This is a genomic window from Mesorhizobium sp. M2D.F.Ca.ET.226.01.1.1 (assembly GCF_004022705.2).
Taxonomy (GTDB): Bacteria; Pseudomonadota; Alphaproteobacteria; order Rhizobiales; family Rhizobiaceae; genus Mesorhizobium.
The window spans coordinates 1-16,839 of sequence record NZ_RZOY02000003.1 but is presented as its reverse complement, the minus strand read 5'-3'; the positions used below and the strand labels follow the sequence as shown (position 1 = coordinate 16,839).

Genomic DNA, 16,839 nt, shown 5'->3' with positions numbered 1-16,839 from the left:
GTCCGATTTAAAGCCTGGCCTTCGCCATCTTCAAACCTTGCGTGTGGACGACACCCTGACGGTGCCCGCCATGACTCCAGCCTTCGCGGGTTTGGCGACATGCCGCCGGTTTTCGCCACCGCCTTCATGGTCGGCTTCATCGAATGGGCGTGCATCGAGGCATTGCGTCCATTCCTTGGCAGCCACGAGAGAACGGTCGGCACCCATGTCGACGTCAGCCATGTCGCCGCCACGCCCGTCGGCATGACTGTCACCGCCGATGTCGAGCTCGTCGCCGTGGAGGGGCGAAAGCTGCGCTTCAAGGTGTCGTGCAAGGACGAAGGCGGACTGATCGGGGAAGGGTTCCACGAGCGCGCGGTGATCGACCATGACAAGTTCATGGCGCGCGTCCTGGCCAAATCAGGCCAGACCGGTTCCTCGCCACAGTGAGGCCGCAAAGCTTCCGCTTCAGTCAGCCTCCGCCGTATCTGGCGTAGCGTGAGGGACCAAGATGCCGTCGATGGAACTGCTCATCGCGTTTTTCGCCACCACGGCGATCTTCGCTTACATCCCCGGCCCCGCCATGCTTTACGCCGCCGCCCAGACCATGGCGCGGGGTCGCTGGTCGGGGCTGACGGCTGCTCTCGGCATCCATCTCGGCGGCTATGTGCATGTCTTCGCGGCCGCCGCAGGCCTGTCCGTCCTGTTCCATGCGGTGCCGCCGCTCTATCTGGCGGTCAAGCTCGGCGGCGCGCTTTATCTGATCTGGCTCGGCGTCTCCATGTTCCGCAAACGGGCGGACGGCGATACGGCTCTGCCCGCCATCGAGCGGAAATCGGCCCGGCGCGCCTTTTTCGAAAGCATCACCGTCGAGGTGCTCAATCCGAAGACGGCGATCTTCTTCATGGCGTTCCTGCCGCAATTCATCGATGTCTCGGCGGCGTTCCCGGTCTGGCTGCAGTTCGTCGTCTTGGGAACCATCGTCAATCTGATGTTTTCCTCCGCCGATATTGTTTGCGTATTCCTCGCTGGCGTGATGATTGCGCGGCTGCGGCGCTCAGGACGCGCGCAGCGGCTGATGCAGCGCGCGGGCGGCGCCGTGCTGGTCGGCCTAGGCGTCCATGTCGTCCTGCAGAGAAACTGATTGCCAAGCCGACTCCGGCTGGGGCCGCCGGGCGTGCCGTTGCGCTTGCCCAAATTGCGGTATATCGGCATCGCTTTAAGCAGCCTGCGCCACAATTCCGGCGCTGAAACCTAATCAAGTCCGGCCTTCTTCAGGCATGTGTCGAGCGAGATGATCAATCACAATCCGCCTTCTCCGGAACCTTTGCATCGCACCATCGCCCGGTTCGGCGACGTCACCGTGCTGGTCGTGGGCGATTTCATTTTGGACCGCTTCGTCAGCGGCGTGATCGAGCGCATATCGCCGGAAGCTCCGATCCCCGTGCTGCATGGCAAGGGCGAGACGTTGAACATGGGGGGCGCCGGCAATGTCGTCTCCAACATCGTTTCGCTGGGCGCGGCCGCGATCCCCGTGTCGGTGATCGGCGCCGACCAGGCTGGCAACAATCTGATGCGGATGCTCAGCGAGATCGGCGTCGACACCGACGGCCTTCTGCAGCGCCAGGACCGCATGACCTCGTCGAAAAGCCGCTTCAGCGCGCTCAACCAGCAGGTGCTGCGCTTCGACGAGGAAGAGATCAAGCCGCTCGCCTCCGCCGAGCGGGCGAAGCTGATCGACCATTTCCAGGCGACGCTTGGCCGCGCCGACATCGTCATCCTCTCCGACTACGGCAAAGGCATCCTGCTCGACGGCGTCGCCGGCGAGCTGATCGCGATCTGCCGCGATGCCGGCAAGCCGGTGCTGGTCGACCCGAAGGGGCGCGACTACGCGCGGTATGCCGGCGCCACGGCAGTGACGCCAAACCGCAAGGAGCTCGGCGAGGCGGTCGGGCGCAAGGTGTTCGGCGACGACGAGATCGTGGCGGCGGCGCGCGACCTGATCGCCGCGCATGATTTCGAGTTCATCGTCGCCACGCGCAGCGAGAAGGGCATGAGCGTGGTTTCGGCCGAGGATGCCCGCCACATCTCCACCCAGGCGCGCGAGGTGTTCGACGTTTCGGGCGCGGGCGACACGGTCATCGCGAGTTTTGCGCTTTCGCTCGCCGCCGGCGCCGACCGGGTGCATGCAGCCGTCATCGCCAATGCGGCCGGCGGCGTCGTGGTGGGAAAACGCGGCACCGCGCGCCTCAACGTCGAGGAACTGTCCGGCGCGCTGTTCCGCTCGCATGGGCCTGTTGCGCACACGGATGCCATTCTGGACGCCAATGCCGCCGCCCGGATGGTCGCGGCCTGGAAGGAAGAGGGGCTGACGGTCGGCTTCACCAATGGCTGCTTCGATATCCTGCATGCCGGCCATGTCAGCCTGCTGCATGCCGCGCGCAGCCAGTGCGACCGGCTGGTGCTCGGCCTCAACAGCGACGACTCGGTGCGCCGGCTGAAAGGGCCGGGGCGTCCGGTCAACAACCAGCACGACCGCGCCTGCGTGCTGGCGGCACTGGCCTCGGTCGACGCCGTCGTCGTCTTCGAGGAAGACACGCCGCTGAAGCTGATCGAGGCGCTGCTGCCGGACATTCTGGTCAAGGGCGCGGATTACACGATCGAGACCGTGGTCGGCGCCGATGTGGTGCAGAAGGCGGGCGGGCGCGTGGTGCTGGTCGATCTCGTCGCCGGCAAGAGCACGACGAACACGATCGGCAAGCTGCGTGCCGCAAACTGAGGGTCTGATGTCCGATTTGAACGACTACCTAGTCCGCTCCGCGGCGGCGATCTCGGCGATGGTCGAGCGCGATCTCACCGGCGAGATGGAGCGCGCGGTGAGCATCGTCGTGACCGCGCTTTCGCAAGGCAAGGCGCTGCTGATCTGCGGCAATGGCGGCTCGGCCAGCGATGCCATCCATATCGCCGGCGAGCTGGTCGGCCGCTTCCTCAAGGAACGCAAGGCCTACAACGTCATCGCGCTGCCGGCCAATGCCGCGGTGCTGACCGCCTGGGGCAATGACTACGGCTTCGACACCGTGTTCTCGCGCCAGGTCGAGGCGCATGGTTCGGAAGGCGCGGTGCTTCTGGCGATCTCGACCAGCGGCAATTCGCCGAGCATCCTTGCCGCCGCCGAGCAGGCGCGGGCGATGGGCATGACGGTGATCAGCCTGACCGGTGAGACCGGCGGCAAGCTCAAGCCGCTGACCGACATCCTGCTTAACGTGCCGTCGACCTCGACGCCGATCATCCAGCAGGGGCATCTGTGCCTCTACCACCATCTGTGCGAGGCGGTCGAAGCGCGTCTCAGCAATGGTTGAGAGCGCGGGCTTGCCGCTTGCGGAGCCCGGCCTTTGGGTCGAGCGGACCAGCGCCACGGCCTTTCCGGTTGGCCGTCCGGCGCTTTTCCTCGACCGTGACGGCACGATCAATGTCGATACCGACTATCCGAGCGATCCGGCGGAGATCGCGCTCAGGCCGCAGATGCTGCCGGTGATCGAGACGGCCAACCAGGTGGGCGCTCCGGTCGTCATCGTCACCAACCAGTCCGGCATCGCGCGCGGCTATTTTGGCTGGGACGCCTTCGCGGCCGTCAACCGGGGGGTGCTCGACCTGCTTGCCAGAAGCAATGCCGTCGTCGACATGGTGCTTGCCTGCGGCTATCACGAGAAAGGCACGGGCGCGCTGGCGGTTGCCGACCACCCAATGCGCAAGCCCAATCCGGGCATGTTGCTGGAAGCGGGCCGTCGGCTCAGCCTCGACCTGGAGCGATCGCTGATCGTCGGCGACAAGCTGGCCGACATGGAAGCCGGTCAGCGCGCCGGCCTCGAGCGCGGCTGGCTTGTCGACGGTGAAGGCTCAACGATGGACGGGCTTTCGGTGTTGCCGTTGCGCAACGCAACGGACCTTGGTGGACTGCTCACTGCGATACGGTCGCTTTGATCGCAGGTTGATTCAAATTCTTAACTAAACCCGTTGTTTCTGCAGGGGTTCCGAAAGGCGGCACATTAAGTCGGGAAGGCTACCAACCCCTCATCCTTGACCCGGCGGATGGTCAGCGCGGTGCGCACGGTGTCCACGTTGGGCGCCGAGGCCAGCTGTTCTATGACAAAGGTCTGGAAGGTGCCGAGGTCGCTCGCCACGCAATGCAGCAGGAAATCGGATTCGCCCGACACCATCCAGGCGTCGCGCACGATCGGCCAGCCGCGCGTGCGCTCGGCGAAGGTCTTGAGCTCGGCATCGGCCTGGTGATGCAGGCCGATTAGGCAGAAGGCGACGACATCCATGCCGAGCGCCGGCGCGTTCAAGAGCGCACGGTAACCACGGATGATGCCGGCCTCTTCCAGCCGCCTGACGCGGCGCAGGCAAGGCGGCGCCGAGATGCCGACACGGCTCGACAATTCGACATTGGTCATGCGTCCGTCGCTCTGAAGCTCGCGCAGGATCTTCCAGTCGATGGCGTCGAGGTCGGCTTTGAGCGGCATGGCTGTCTCAGCTCTTGCGCAAGAATCTTTCGCAATTTTGTAATTAAACGACTTTTGTGTCCGCGCCAGCCCTCTGCGAGGCGATTTTTCAGGCGTAAGATTTCAAGCGTAACAAAAGTCGCGATTTCGCGAATACCCTGTTGATGGCAGCTTTCCGGGGACGACGGCCCGTTCGTCTTGCTGCCATGGTTGGCAACCCTTACATTAACCGCGACAAACCACGGCCTTTGAGCCGCAGGGGACTTTTTTCATGAACACCAAGCACGCACCCGTTCTCATCATCGGTTCCGGCCCGGCCGGCTATACGGCGGCGGTCTATGCCGCCCGCGCCATGCTGAAGCCGATGCTGGTCGCCGGCCTGCAGCAGGGCGGCCAGCTGATGATCACCACCGATGTCGAGAACTATCCAGGCTTCGCCGATCCGATCCAGGGCCCCTGGCTGATGGAGCAGATGCTGAAGCAGGCCGAGCATGTCGGCACCGACATCATCAACGACATCATCACCGAGGTCGACCTCAATGTGCGGCCGTTCCGCGCCACCGGCGATTCCGGCACCGTCTACACGGCGGACGCGCTGATCATCGCCACCGGCGCCCAGGCCAAGTGGCTGGGCATTCCGTCGGAGCAGACCTTCATGGGTTTCGGGGTGTCGGCCTGTGCCACCTGCGACGGCTTCTTCTATCGCGGCAAGGACGTCGCGGTGGTCGGCGGGGGCAATTCCGCGGTCGAGGAAGCGCTCTATCTGTCGAACCTCGCCAAGAGCGTCACCGTCATCCATCGGCGCAGCGATTTCCGCGCCGAGCGCATCCTGCGCGAGCGGCTGCTCAAGAAGGACAATGTCCGCATCATCTGGGACACGGTCGTCGACGAGATCACCGGACGTCCGGGCAAGGCCCCGCTGCCGCCGTCGGTGGAAGGCCTGACGCTGCGCAATGTCGTGACCGGCCAGGAATCGAAGCTGCCCGTTGACGGCGTGTTCGTGGCGATTGGCCACGCGCCGGCGGTCGAGCTCTTTGCAGGCAAGCTGAAGCAAAAGCCGAACGGCTATCTGTGGACCGCGCCCGATTCGACCCGCACCGACGTGCCCGGCGTGTTCGCCGCGGGCGACGTCACCGACGATGTCTACCGCCAGGCGGTGACGGCGGCGGGGCTTGGTTGCATGGCGGCGCTCGAAGCGGAAAAATATCTGGCGGGCATTGAGGTTCACCGCGAAGCCGCGGAATGATAAATCGGCTGAAAAAAGCCGTTTAAAAGCCTGATTTTTCATTCAGACGCCAAAGGCAACGCGAGGGGAATCATGGCGCTGGACTGGGACAAGCTACGCGTATTTCACGCAGCGGCGGAGGCTGGGTCGTTCACCCATGCCGCCGAGACGCTGCATCTGTCGCAATCGGCAATCTCGCGGCAGGTCAGCGCGCTGGAACATGACGTCGGCGTAGCGCTGTTCCACCGTCACGCGCGCGGCCTGGTGCTGACCGAGCAGGGCGAGATGCTGTTCCGCACGGCGCATGACGTGCTGATGAAGCTCGAGACGATCAAAACGCGGCTGACCGAGACCAAGGACCGGCCGTCGGGCGTGCTCAGGGTAACGACCACGGTGGGCCTGGGCGCCGGCTGGCTGACCGAACGCGTGCAGGAATTCATCGAGCTCTATCCCGAGATCAGTCTGCAGCTGATCCTCGCCAATGAGGAGCTCGACCTCACCATGCGCCAGGCCGATTGCGCCATTCGGCTGCGCCAGCCGCAGCAGCCGGACCTTATTCAGCGCCGCCTGTTCACGGTGCATTTCCATCTCTATGCGGCGCCGTCCTATATCGCCAAATTCGGCAAGCCGGGCTCGATCGCTGAGCTCAGGAACCACCGCATCGTCACCTTCGGCGTGCCGGTGCCTTCGCATCTGTCGGAGCTGAACTGGCTTGAGACGGTCGGCGATTTCGAGGGCGCGCAGCGGGTGCCGACGCTGCAGATCAACGACATCCTGTCGATCAAGCGGGCGGTGCAGGGCGGCGCCGGCATCGCCATGCTGCCCGACTATGTGATCAACAAGGACTCGAACCTGGTGCAGCTGCTGCCGGAGACCGAGGTGCCGTCCTTCGACACCTATTTCGCCTATCCCGACGCGATGAAGAACCAGGCGAAGCTGCACGTTTTTCGCGACTTTGTCATCGCGAAGGCGAGGAGTTGGTCTTACTGAACAGCATCATCCGCGCCATGGCGTCAGCCGCGGCAGCCAGCCGGGAACGGCGCGGCGGTAGGTTTCGTATTCCGCGCCGTAGCGGCTGGCGAGGGTCGGCTCTTCGTAGAGCTTGACGAAGGAGATCATCGCCGCCGCGGCGATGAGGCCGTAGACCAGGACCGCCCAGCTCGAAAAGATGAGAGCCTGGCCGAGGATGATCGTCAGCACAGCGACATACATTGGGTTGCGCACATGGCGGTAGATGCCGCCGACAACCAGCTTCTCGGTCGGTGCCACGGGAGCGGGCGTGCCGAGGCCCTCCAGCGCAAAACGGGCGAAGGCATGAAGCAGGATGGCGGCCGCTCCGACCACAAGAATCGAGCCTACGGGCACGAAGCCCGGCACAGCCGAAAGCGGTTTGCGATAATGGTCGGTCAGCAGCCAGGGCACCAGCCCGGCGACAACGCCCGGTGCTGCGACAAGGAACAGCGCGCTGCCGGCGATTGCTGAAAAAGTCCGCATCATCGGTCTCCTGCCGTGAAAATAAACTCGGCCTGCCGAAATCGGCATCATTTTGCCAACTTGCTTATTTCCGAGCAAAATCGGCTCGATTTTGCATTTTAGCAGTCGCTTTTGGCGCGGAAATGCCCGGAACCCGGCGATTTTGTCTGGTCCTATGGGCACCGGGAATAGGTTGGACCACAGCCTGCGTCTTTTTGCATGCGTGTGTTGCAAAATAGATGCTTGTTTCTTGGGCATGATGAGCACATATATAGTGTCATCTCCAGGGCGCGTTCTCCTCCCATTAGCGCCCTCGAGTGTTCCCCTCTGGAGGTTAGCCCTAATCGGCACTTCCAATCAAACTCAGCCGGATCTTTATTGATCCGGCTTTTTTGTTGCCTGCGTGCCTTCGAGCCGGGGAACAAAACGACTGAATCCACCACGTAACAGTGACATGTAACATCGGGTAACATGTCACGGACGCAGTCTATCGATTAAGTAGATGATAGGACGCGGTTGGTCGGTTCGGGAGATGGGGGCATCACTCGGATGACCGGGCTCAGGCAAGCGCCGCGTCCGAACCATTTTTTCCGGATGCGGCGGACCTGCCGTTGCCTCCCAGGAAAACGGTCCGCAATAGGAACGGCGTCCGGATCATCCGGACGCCGTTTTCATATCTTCAACAGCAAGGTCGGTCAGGCACGCCGACCTGTAGTGCGGTTCACCGTTTCACGGAAACGGCGAACCGCACTGTCTCCTTGTTTTTACGCAATTCCAGACGGAAAACCGCTCACACTTTTCCTGGAATTGCTTTAAAGCGCGTTGCGCCGAACCGACTTCAGGCGACGCGCTTTAAGCCTTTGTTTTGATGCATGTTGTCCCAGAACCGCTGCACACTTCTGGGCGACATGCATTAGGCAGCCTTGCCGTTGGCGTTCATCGCCTCATCGGCGAGGCGGCCGGTGAGCTCGGCCATGTGGTCGAAGGTGGCCTTGTAGCTGGCGACGCCGGCCGTGGCCGAGCGCAGCTCGATGATCAGGTCACCGATTTCCGCCTGCGGCATGGTCGCCTCGACGACGTCCCAGCCCGGCCAGTCGGGCCTTGCGTCATAGCCGAGGATCTGACCGCGGCGCTGCGGGATCAGCGCGATGATCTTCGAGGTGGCGTCGGAGGGCGTGACGATCTCGACCTTCATCACAGGCTCCAGCAGGACCGGCGAACAGGCGGCCATGCCTTCCTTCATCGCCAGCTTCGCCGCCATCTGGAAGGCCATGTCGGAGGAGTCCACCGCGTGGTAGGAGCCGTCCGACAGGTTGACGGCGACATCGACGACCGGGAAGCCGAGCGGACCCGTCTTCAGATAGTCGCGGATGCCCGTCTCGACCGACTGGATATAGGTCTTCGGAACCACGCCGCCGGTGATGGTGTCGGAGAACTGGAAGCCCGAGCCGCGCGGCAGAGGCTTGATCTCGATCACCACGTCGCCGAACTGGCCGTGGCCGCCGGACTGCTTCTTATGGCGGCCGCGCTGCTGCGCCGATTTTCGGATCGTCTCCCGGTAGGGCACTGCCGGGGTATGGCCCTCGATCGGGATCTGGTTCTTGCCCTCGAGGCGTTCGCGCACCACGCGCAGATGCATTTCACCGTGACCCGACAGGACGGTTTCGGCGGAGTCCTGATTGTGACGCAGGCTGAGCGATGGGTCTTCCTCGGCCAGCCGCTGAATGGCCGCCGACATCTTGACCTCGTCCTTGCGCTCCTTGGGGCGAAGCGCGAAAGCAAAGACGGGCTGCGGCGGCTCGAGCGCGACCAGGGGCCGGATGCCGCCCTTGGCCGAGCTCAGCGTCTGTCCGGTCTTGACGTTGTCGAGCTTGCCGAGCGCGACCGTGTCGCCCGCCTTGGCGGAAGTCAGCTTCGACTGGTCCTTGCCGAGCATCCTGTAGATGCCGGAGACCTTCGCGGTATCGCCGTTGGAAAGGTAAAGCTCGGCGGCGTCGGCCAGTTGGCCGGAAAGCACGCGCGACACCGAAAGCTTGCCGCCATGCGCGGTGTGGATGGTCTTCATCACCTGCACCACCGTCTGGCCGTCCGGCGCGCCGAGGCGCTTCCTCGTCGCCTCGACATCCGGAGCATCATGGCGGATGGCTTTCAACAGGCGCAGCACGCCATTGCCCTTCTCGGCGGTTCCGATCAGCACCGGCGTCACCGCGCCGGCGCGCAGGTCGGCCGACAGATCGTCGAAAATCGCATCCTTCGGCGGCTCGATCTCCTCAAGCAACTGCTCCATCAGGTGGTCGTCATGGTCGGCGAGCGTTTCCAGCATCGAGAAACGCGCTTCCAGTTCGCGCGCCTTGTCGTCGCCCGGAATTTCGGCCACTTCGCTCTCGGCGTATTCGCGGTAGATGTAGGCGCGTTCCAAGGCCAGATCGATCGAGCCGATGACGATGCCGTCCTTGCGCACCGGAATCTGGCGCAGCAGCAGCGGCACGGAACTTGCCGGCTGCAGCATCTTCAGGGTCTCGCGCACGCCCGCAACCGCCTTGTCGACCTTGTTGAGGAACAGGATGCGGGGAATGGCGAGATCGTCGAGCTTGCGCATGATCAGCTGCAGCGCCGGAATCTTCTTCTCGTCGGCCTCGGCGACGACGACCGCGAGGTCGCAAGCGGCAAGCACAGGTTCGGCCTCGAAGGCGAATTCGATGGAGCCGGGGCAATCGACGAAGGTCAGCTGCTCGCCCATGAAATCGGTGGTGGCGAAGGTCGCCTCGACGCTCATGGCGTGGGCGCGGGCCTCGGGCGAATGATCGGAAACGGTGTTGCCCGATGAAACGGGGTTCTGGCGGGGAATGGCGCCCGTGCGGGCGAGTATTGCTTCGAGAAGTGTCGTCTTACCGCTTGCAAAGGGACCGACTATGGCGATGCATTTCGGTCCCGTGCGTCGTCCTCCGGCGCGAGTACCCATGGCTGACCTCCACTCAGGCGTTTCCCAAGAGAGCGATCAGCAAAAGTGGAAACCGGTTTTTGCGTCCGATCGCACCCTGTGCAGAGCGGCGGCCGGCCTGTTCGGCCGTCGCGGGCGGGGTTTTCACCTCTTCCCAAAACCATCGTCACACGGGTTTGCCGGGAGGGCAAGAAAAATAGGATGTTCGCCGGCTTGGGTTTGTCAGGCCGGTATTTTTCGTCAGGCTGTCAGGGCGAGGGGCTCGTCGGCGGCGGCACACAACGCGCTCGCCTTGTCGCGGGGAGCCGGCTTGCCGAAGAAATAGCCCTGGAAGCGGCTGCAGCCGGCGGTCCTGGCAAGGGTAAACTCCTCCGCGGTTTCCACACCCTCGGCGACGATGGCGATGTCCTGGATGCGGGCGATCTGGGCAAGTGCGGAAACGAAGATCTGCGCCACCTGGTCATGGGCGAGGCTGCGGATATAGGAGCGGTCGATCTTGACGCAGTCGATGGGCAGCGACTTCAGATAGTTGAAGCCGCAATGTCCGGTGCCGAAGTCGTCGAGCGCGATGTGGAAGCCGAGGCCGCGCAGTGCCTCCAGGCGCCGCAGCACCTCGGGCGTCGCGGCCGTCGCCGCCGTCTCGGTGATCTCGATGATGAACTGCGAGGCCGATCTGCCGGTCTCGCGCAAGACCCGGTCGCACATCGTCACGATCTCGTCGCGCTTGAGCTGCTCGCCGGAGACGTTGATCGAGATGCGCCGTCCGGGGAAATGCCCGATATCGGCACAGGCGCGCTTGAAGACCCACTCGCCGACCATGTCGATCAGCGTCGAGCGCTCGGCGATCGGGATGAATTCCGCTGGGGATATCAGGCTGCGCACGGGATGACGCCAGCGGATCAATCCTTCCAGCGCGTCGACCGAGCCGTCGGGATCGACGATCGGCTGGTAATGCAGTTCCAACTCGCCAAGATAGATCGCGGCGCGCAGCTCGCGCTCGACCAGCCGGCGATAGCGTTTGTCCGACAGCATCTCCTCGTCGAAAACGGTGACGCGGCCGCGGCCGCCTGCCTTGCTTTCGTAGAGCGCGAGGTCGGCCAGCAGCATCAATTCGGTGCCGTTCGAAGCATGCAGCGGCGCAAGCGCGATGCCCACCGAGATCGACAGCGGAATGATCTTGCCTTCATGCCGCTTGCCGGCCCGCATCGCATCCAGCAGCCGGCGCACGTCCTTGTTGAGGAGGGCGGCGTCGCCGTGCGGAACCATGACACCGAATTCGTCGCCGCCGAGCCGGCCGATGACGCCGTCTTCGAAGATGCGCTGCGCTTCCGCGACCAGATACGCCAGCGCCAGATCGCCGAACTGATGTCCGAACGTATCGTTGAGCTGCTTGAAGTGATCGAGGTCGATCAGAAGCAGGCTCGCCTCGCGACAGTTGCGCAAGCCGCCCAGGCGGTCGCGCAGGGCTTCGATGAAATAGCGCCGGGTCATGGCGCCGGTCATGGCATCGACGGTGAGAAAGCGGTGCTTCTCGGCCTCGGCGTCCTCCGCCGATTGCAGGCGCTGGACGACGCTGGAGCGCATGTACATCAACACCAGAAGCGCCATTAAGGTCGATGTCGCTGATATGGCCAGTGCGCCGGCGCGGGAGGCGTTCTCCGTCAGCGCGACGGTGGCGAGCCCGGTGGCGGCGATGCTCATTACGAGCAAGGCCTGGATGCCGCGATAGATGCGGCCGCTATGATCCTTGATTGTCGCCAAGATACTCATGTCCGCGCCCCCAGAGCACGCGGCATGGCTAGGACCTCAGCCGTTAAAAAACACTGAGCGCCGCCTCTGCTTCAGCCTGTTCTTTCGCCACGGAATGGCGGCATCGTTTTTATGGTTAAAAAGTAACGATTTATGACAATATTCAGACAGGCTGATGTAGCGATTCGCGTAACGCTCGACCATGAGAATGAGGCTGTCATTCGGAGACGACTTCAGGCCGGTTGCAACGACTTCTCTATAGGATGAAACTGCTTGCCGAGATGCCGCGCGCGGCCCTTTGTTCGACCAACAATTTAGAGGATCAAACGATGAAGATCATTGCGTGCGGCAGTGTGCCGACGATCATCGCGCCGGAGACATATTTTACCGGCCGGGTGCTGCAGACGCCGATCATCGAGAAAGAAGCGCCGGCGCGGCTCAGAGCGACACTGGTCAGTTTCGAGCCCGGCGCTCGCACGCATTGGCACACGCATCCGCTTGGGCAGACACTCTATGTCACCGCCGGCGCAGGCCTTGCCCAGACCTGGGGCGGGCCGATCCAAACGATCAGGGCAGGGGATGTCATTTCCTTCGCGCCGGGCGAGAAACACTGGCATGGCGCCGGATCGAAAACCGCCATGACCCATATCGCCATGCAGGAGGCGCTGGACGGCGTCCATGCCGACTGGCTGGAGCAGGTGTCCGACGAGCAATATGGCGGTTGAGACAGGCTCCCGACAAAAAACCCGGCCTCAAGCCGGGTTTCTCGTTTGGCGGCCTTGCGACGATCAGGTCAGCGACGCGGTGAAGCGCTGGATGCGCGTGCAGGCTTCCTCCAGCAAGGCGTCCGACGTGGCGTAGGAGATGCGGAAGTTCGGGCCGAGGCCAAAGGCCGAGCCGAACACCACCGCGACACCCTCTGCCTCCAGCAGTTCCGAGCAGAAGGCCTCGTCATTGTCGATCACTTTGCCCGTTTTGGTCTTCTTGCCGATCAGCTCAGCGCAGGACGGGTAGACGTAGAAGGCGCCTTCGGGCGAGGGGCAGGAGATGCCCCGCGCTTGGTTGAGCATCGAGACGACGAGGTCGCGCCTCCCTTGAAAGATAGACTTGTTCCTGGCGATGAAATCCTGCGGGCCGTTGAGCGCCTCGACGGAAGCCCATTGCGCGATGGTGCAGGCGCCGGAGGTCTGCTGGCCCTGGATCATGTCCATCGCCTTGATCAGCGGCACCGGACCGGCGGCATAGCCGATGCGCCAGCCGGTCATGGCATAGGCTTTCGACACGCCGTTCATGGTCAGCGTGCGCTCGTAGAGGCTCGGCTCGACCTCGGCGATGGTCTTGAAGACGAAGTCGCCATAGGTCAGGTGCTCGTACATGTCGTCGGTCAGCGTCCAGACATGCGGATGCTTAAGCAGCACGTCCGCCAGCGCCCGAAGCTCGGCCTCCGTGTAGGCGGCGCCCGATGGGTTCGACGGCGAGTTCATCAACAGCCATTTCGTCTTCGGCGTGATCGCCTTTTCCAGCACCTCCGGCGTCAGCTTGAAGCCGTTATCGATCGAGGTGTCGGCGAAGACAGACGTGCCGCCGCAGATCGCCACCATTTCGGGATAGCTCACCCAGTAGGGACGCGGGATGATGACCTCGTCGCCGGGGTTCAGCGTCGCCATGAAGGCGTTGAACAGGATCTGCTTGCCGCCCGTGCCGACGATGGTCTGCTCCGGCCGGTAGTCGAGATTGTTCTCGCGCTTGAATTTTTTCGCGATCGCCTCGCGCAGCGGCACGATGCCGGACACTGGCGGGTACTTGGTCTCGCCGCGGCGGATGGCTTCGATCGCCGCGTTCTTGATGTTGTCGGGCGTATCGAAGTCCGGCTCGCCGGCGCCAAGGCCGATCACGTCACGGCCGGCATTTTTCAGCTCGCGCGCTTTCTGCGTCACCGCGATGGTCGCGGAAGGCTTAACGCGGGAAAGGGCGTCGGCAAGAAAGGCCATGACAAAATGTCTCCTAGGAAGCGGCCAGGAGCAGCCGCGGCGCCTCTCATGTCGCATCATCGCGCCGAGCGCAAGCATTGTGCGATGAGCCAGAGGTCAAGGAGCCGTGAGCGGCAACACTAAATTCATCAACGGCCGGTAAACCCTTGGCTGGCAGGATGGCTGATTGAATTCCGCTGGTTTCGCGGAGCGAGGGACCTTTGTCGCGCAGCATCGGGCTTGCCCATATCATCCGTCGTGATGACGGCACCTCCACCGGTGTCTGGGGCATCTATACGCTGCAGAGCGCGTTCCAGCCGATCTTCGCCTTCAAGGATGGCAAGCTATCGCTCGCCGCGTTCGAGGGGCTGATCCGGCCGTTCCGTGATGGCGAGCCGCAGTCGCCGGGAGCATTTTTCGGTACCTGCCCGGCAGGCGACCGGCTGCATATCGAGGCGCTGACGCGCACGCTGCATCTGCTCAACGCCGGCGCCTGCCTGCCGGAAGAGGCGTCCATCTTCGTCAATTTCGACCCGTCGGTCTTCACCGATCGCAGCATCGCCGACAAGGCGCTGCGCGACATGCGGCTGGTGCTGCACGAAGCCGGCATCGATCCGCGCCGCATCGTGTGCGAGGTCACCGAGCAGAAGTCAGCTTCGCAGGAAACGCTCTACGGTTTTGTCGAGGCGTTGAGGGCCAATGGCTTCCGCATCGCGGTGGACGACTACGGCGCCGATGAGTCGGACATCAACCGGATCAAGGAACTCAAGCCCGACATCGTCAAATTCGACGCGCATTGGATCACCCATCTGATGGAGTCCGGGCCGGGCTTCGCTTTGCTGACGGCGATGGTGCACAGCTTCGAGAACCAGGGCATCCGCACCGTCTTCGAAGGCATCGAGGAAGGCTGGCAGCTGGAGCTTGCCGAGCGGTCCGGCGCCTCCATGGTGCAAGGCTATGTGCTTGCCCGGCCCGAACCGGCCCCCACCAGCTTTCGCGTTTTCGGCAAGGTCGTTCCGCAAGCTGCGACCGAAGCAAGCAAGGCGCCGGCCACTGCCATCCCCGCGGCCCCGGCGCCGCAGGCGCGGCCGGCCAGGGTGTTCGGGCGCAAGGTCGCGCCATGAGCGGCAAGCCCGAGAGGCGGCGCGACGTCGCCAAGGCGATCTTCGCCGACGAGATCGGTCTCCAGTTCGGCATCTATGGCGAGTTTCGGCTGTGGAGCGCCTACCAGCCGATCTTCGCGCCGCAGGGCAGGGCGCTCAGGGCGGTCGCCGTCGAGGGGCTGATCGAACCGCGCCGCATTGCCCAGCCGGTGGCTCCCTCGACCTTCTTCGACGGCATTCCAGCGTCCGACCGGCTGTTTATCGAGACGATGTGCCGGATACTGCATCTCGGCAATTATCGCAACATCGGCGTCGAGGGGCTGACGCTGTTCTTCAACTACAACCCGATGATCAACGATCATCTCGGGCGGGCGCTGGCCGAGATCCGACTGATGACAAGGCATCTCGGCGATTTTGAACTGGAGCCCAGCCTGCTGGTCTGCGAGATCACCGAACAGGCGGCGGACGACCACGTTCTCACCAGCCTGGTGCGCGAAATGCGGCGCGACGGTATCCGCATCGCCATCGATGATTTCGGCACAGGACATTCGACCGAGGCGCGCATCAATCTCTTGGCGCCCGACATCGTCAAGATCGACGGCGCCTGGTTCGGCGAGCTCTGCCGGCATGCCGCCGCCGAACGCTTCTTCCGGCCATTGGTGGCGATGCTGCACGAGCGCGGCGCCAAAGTTCTGGTCGAGGGCATCGAGCATGCCCAGCATTTGCGCGTCGCGCTGGAGGGCGGCGTCGACCTGCTGCAGGGTTTTTATCTTGCCCGGCCGGCGCTTGCCGGCACGATCTTCAAGGAAGAACCGCTTTCCATCGACGCTCTGCTCGGTGCCGACAACGTGGTGCCCCTGCATCAGCGCCGCTGATGCCTGACCCGAAAGAAGACGCATCAACGCCGCTGATGGGTCTTCGCAAAAACAAATCACTGGATGAGACCCGCCCAGCCGCGTTAGAGCCTCCCTGATCAGCGAGGTGCGATGGCATGATCCTTTACGACATGGCGGATAGCGGCAATTGCTACAAGCCGCGGCTGTTGATGGCCAAGCTCGGCATTGTCTTCACCCGGGTCGAAGTGAGCTCGCACACCGGCGAGACGCGCAGGCCTGACTACGTCGCCAAGAATCCGAACGCGATGGTGCCGATGCTCGAGCTCGATGATGGCAGGCGCATCGCCGAGAGCAACGCCATCCTGCTGTACCTCGCCGAAGGCACGCGCTTTCTGCCGGCCGACAAATACGAGCGGGCGCTGGCTTACCAATGGCTGTTCTTCGAGCAATACAGCCATGAGCCCTATATCGCGGTGCGCAAGGCGCTGCTCACATTCCCAGAACGGGCCAAGGACGCAACGCCGGAACGATTGGCGCAGACGCTGGAGCGCGGGAACAAGGCGCTCGGCGTGATGAACAAGCATCTGGAGAAGAACAGATTTTTCGCCGGTGGCGCCTATAGCGTCGCCGATATCGCGCTGTACGCCTACACCCACACCGCCGAGATGGGCGGATTCCAGCTCGACGCCTATCCGGCCGTGGTGGACTGGCTTAAGCGGGTCGAGGTGGATGAAGGGCACGTGCCGATCGAGTGGGTGGCTAACTGACGTAGGCGAAAGTCCGGGTGACAGCTTCCTTCTCCCTGTTCACCGGGAGACGATGGCGGCAGCCAGATGAGGGGCGGCGCCAGCCTTACTAAGTCAACCAAAGTGACAGTTCTGAAGCGTTGGCGCGGCCCCTCATCGCCCTGCCGGGCACTTCTCCCCGTGAATGGCAGGGCTATCGCATATGGGTTAGGGCCTGGATGAGATAGTCGTCATTCCAGGCGCATTTCTTGATGCGGTGGCTGATTGGAACTTTGTCAGCATCTGCGGCCTGAAGGATGTTTCTGGCGATGCGGG

16 protein-coding genes are annotated in these 16,839 nt (G+C 63.3%); 11 read left to right on the top strand and 5 right to left on the bottom strand.

Going from position 1 to position 16,839, the window contains the following annotated elements; all coding sequences use genetic code 11:
- Positions 1-99 precede the first annotated feature (99 nt).
- From EN869_RS07470 to EN869_RS07450, 5 genes are all read left to right on the top strand, one after another.
- Positions 100-429, top strand: a complete 330-nt coding sequence (locus EN869_RS07470) for a thioesterase family protein (RefSeq protein ID WP_210213832.1) — start codon at positions 100-102, stop codon at positions 427-429.
- 61 nt (positions 430-490) lie between these two features.
- Positions 491-1,123 (top strand): LysE family translocator, encoded by a 633-nt coding sequence (locus EN869_RS07465; RefSeq protein WP_127225963.1) that lies wholly within the window; start codon positions 491-493, stop codon positions 1,121-1,123.
- 150 nt (positions 1,124-1,273) lie between these two features.
- The gene (gene rfaE1 / locus EN869_RS07460) at positions 1,274-2,758 is read left to right on the top strand and encodes a D-glycero-beta-D-manno-heptose-7-phosphate kinase (RefSeq protein ID WP_127225964.1); all 1,485 of its coding nucleotides are present in this window, start codon (positions 1,274-1,276) and stop codon (positions 2,756-2,758) included.
- A 7-nt stretch (positions 2,759-2,765) separates the two neighbouring features.
- The gene (locus EN869_RS07455; RefSeq protein ID WP_127225965.1) at positions 2,766-3,338 is read left to right on the top strand and encodes an SIS domain-containing protein; all 573 of its coding nucleotides are present in this window, start codon (positions 2,766-2,768) and stop codon (positions 3,336-3,338) included.
- Entirely contained in the window at positions 3,331-3,960 is a 630-nt protein-coding gene (locus EN869_RS07450) for an HAD family hydrolase (RefSeq protein ID WP_127225966.1), read from the top strand. The genes EN869_RS07455 and EN869_RS07450 overlap by 8 nt, the downstream gene beginning before the upstream one ends.
- Positions 3,961-4,025: 65 nt before the next feature.
- On the opposite strand, the gene EN869_RS07445 is transcribed toward EN869_RS07450, so the two are convergent.
- On the bottom strand, positions 4,026-4,502 hold the full coding sequence (locus tag EN869_RS07445; RefSeq protein WP_127225967.1) for an Lrp/AsnC family transcriptional regulator: 477 nt from the start codon (positions 4,500-4,502) through the stop codon (positions 4,026-4,028).
- A gap of 250 nt (positions 4,503-4,752) precedes the next feature.
- Between EN869_RS07445 and trxB the strand changes: the two genes are divergently transcribed.
- Positions 4,753-5,727 (top strand): thioredoxin-disulfide reductase, encoded by a 975-nt coding sequence (gene trxB / locus EN869_RS07440; RefSeq protein WP_127225968.1) that lies wholly within the window; start codon positions 4,753-4,755, stop codon positions 5,725-5,727.
- Positions 5,728-5,799: 72 nt separating this feature from the next.
- Entirely contained in the window at positions 5,800-6,696 is an 897-nt protein-coding gene (locus tag EN869_RS07435) for a LysR family transcriptional regulator (protein WP_127225969.1), read from the top strand.
- Positions 6,697-6,702: 6 nt separating this feature from the next.
- Here EN869_RS07435 and EN869_RS07430 read toward each other — a convergent pair whose 3' ends face one another.
- The 3 genes from EN869_RS07430 to EN869_RS07420 all read right to left on the bottom strand — a co-directional run bounded on the left by EN869_RS07430 (position 6,703) and on the right by EN869_RS07420 (position 11,890).
- Complete coding sequence (locus EN869_RS07430) at positions 6,703-7,200, bottom strand: isoprenylcysteine carboxylmethyltransferase family protein (RefSeq protein ID WP_127225970.1); 498 nt, start codon at positions 7,198-7,200, stop codon at positions 6,703-6,705.
- Between the two features lie 892 nt (positions 7,201-8,092).
- Positions 8,093-10,141, bottom strand: a complete 2,049-nt coding sequence (locus EN869_RS07425) for an elongation factor G (protein WP_127225971.1) — start codon at positions 10,139-10,141, stop codon at positions 8,093-8,095.
- A gap of 219 nt (positions 10,142-10,360) precedes the next feature.
- Positions 10,361-11,890, bottom strand: coding sequence for an EAL domain-containing protein (locus tag EN869_RS07420; RefSeq protein WP_127225972.1), 1,530 nt, complete (start codon positions 11,888-11,890; stop codon positions 10,361-10,363).
- 308 nt (positions 11,891-12,198) lie between these two features.
- On the opposite strand from EN869_RS07420, the gene EN869_RS07415 reads away from it, so the two are divergent.
- The gene (locus tag EN869_RS07415; protein ID WP_127225973.1) at positions 12,199-12,594 is read left to right on the top strand and encodes a cupin domain-containing protein; all 396 of its coding nucleotides are present in this window, start codon (positions 12,199-12,201) and stop codon (positions 12,592-12,594) included.
- A gap of 63 nt (positions 12,595-12,657) precedes the next feature.
- On the opposite strand, the gene EN869_RS07410 is transcribed toward EN869_RS07415, so the two are convergent.
- Positions 12,658-13,860 (bottom strand): pyridoxal phosphate-dependent aminotransferase, encoded by a 1,203-nt coding sequence (locus tag EN869_RS07410; RefSeq protein ID WP_127225974.1) that lies wholly within the window; start codon positions 13,858-13,860, stop codon positions 12,658-12,660.
- A gap of 200 nt (positions 13,861-14,060) precedes the next feature.
- Here EN869_RS07410 and EN869_RS07405 point away from each other — a divergent pair, with 200 nt between their 5' ends.
- The 3 genes from EN869_RS07405 to EN869_RS07395 all read left to right on the top strand — a co-directional run bounded on the left by EN869_RS07405 (position 14,061) and on the right by EN869_RS07395 (position 16,545).
- Positions 14,061-14,963, top strand: coding sequence for an EAL domain-containing protein (locus tag EN869_RS07405; RefSeq protein WP_127225975.1), 903 nt, complete (start codon positions 14,061-14,063; stop codon positions 14,961-14,963).
- Positions 14,960-15,817 (top strand): EAL domain-containing protein, encoded by an 858-nt coding sequence (locus EN869_RS07400; RefSeq protein WP_127225976.1) that lies wholly within the window; start codon positions 14,960-14,962, stop codon positions 15,815-15,817. Before EN869_RS07405 ends, EN869_RS07400 begins: the two co-directional genes overlap by 4 nt.
- Positions 15,818-15,933: 116 nt before the next feature.
- Complete coding sequence (locus tag EN869_RS07395) at positions 15,934-16,545, top strand: glutathione S-transferase family protein (protein WP_127225977.1); 612 nt, start codon at positions 15,934-15,936, stop codon at positions 16,543-16,545.
- Positions 16,546-16,839: the final 294 nt, after the last annotated feature.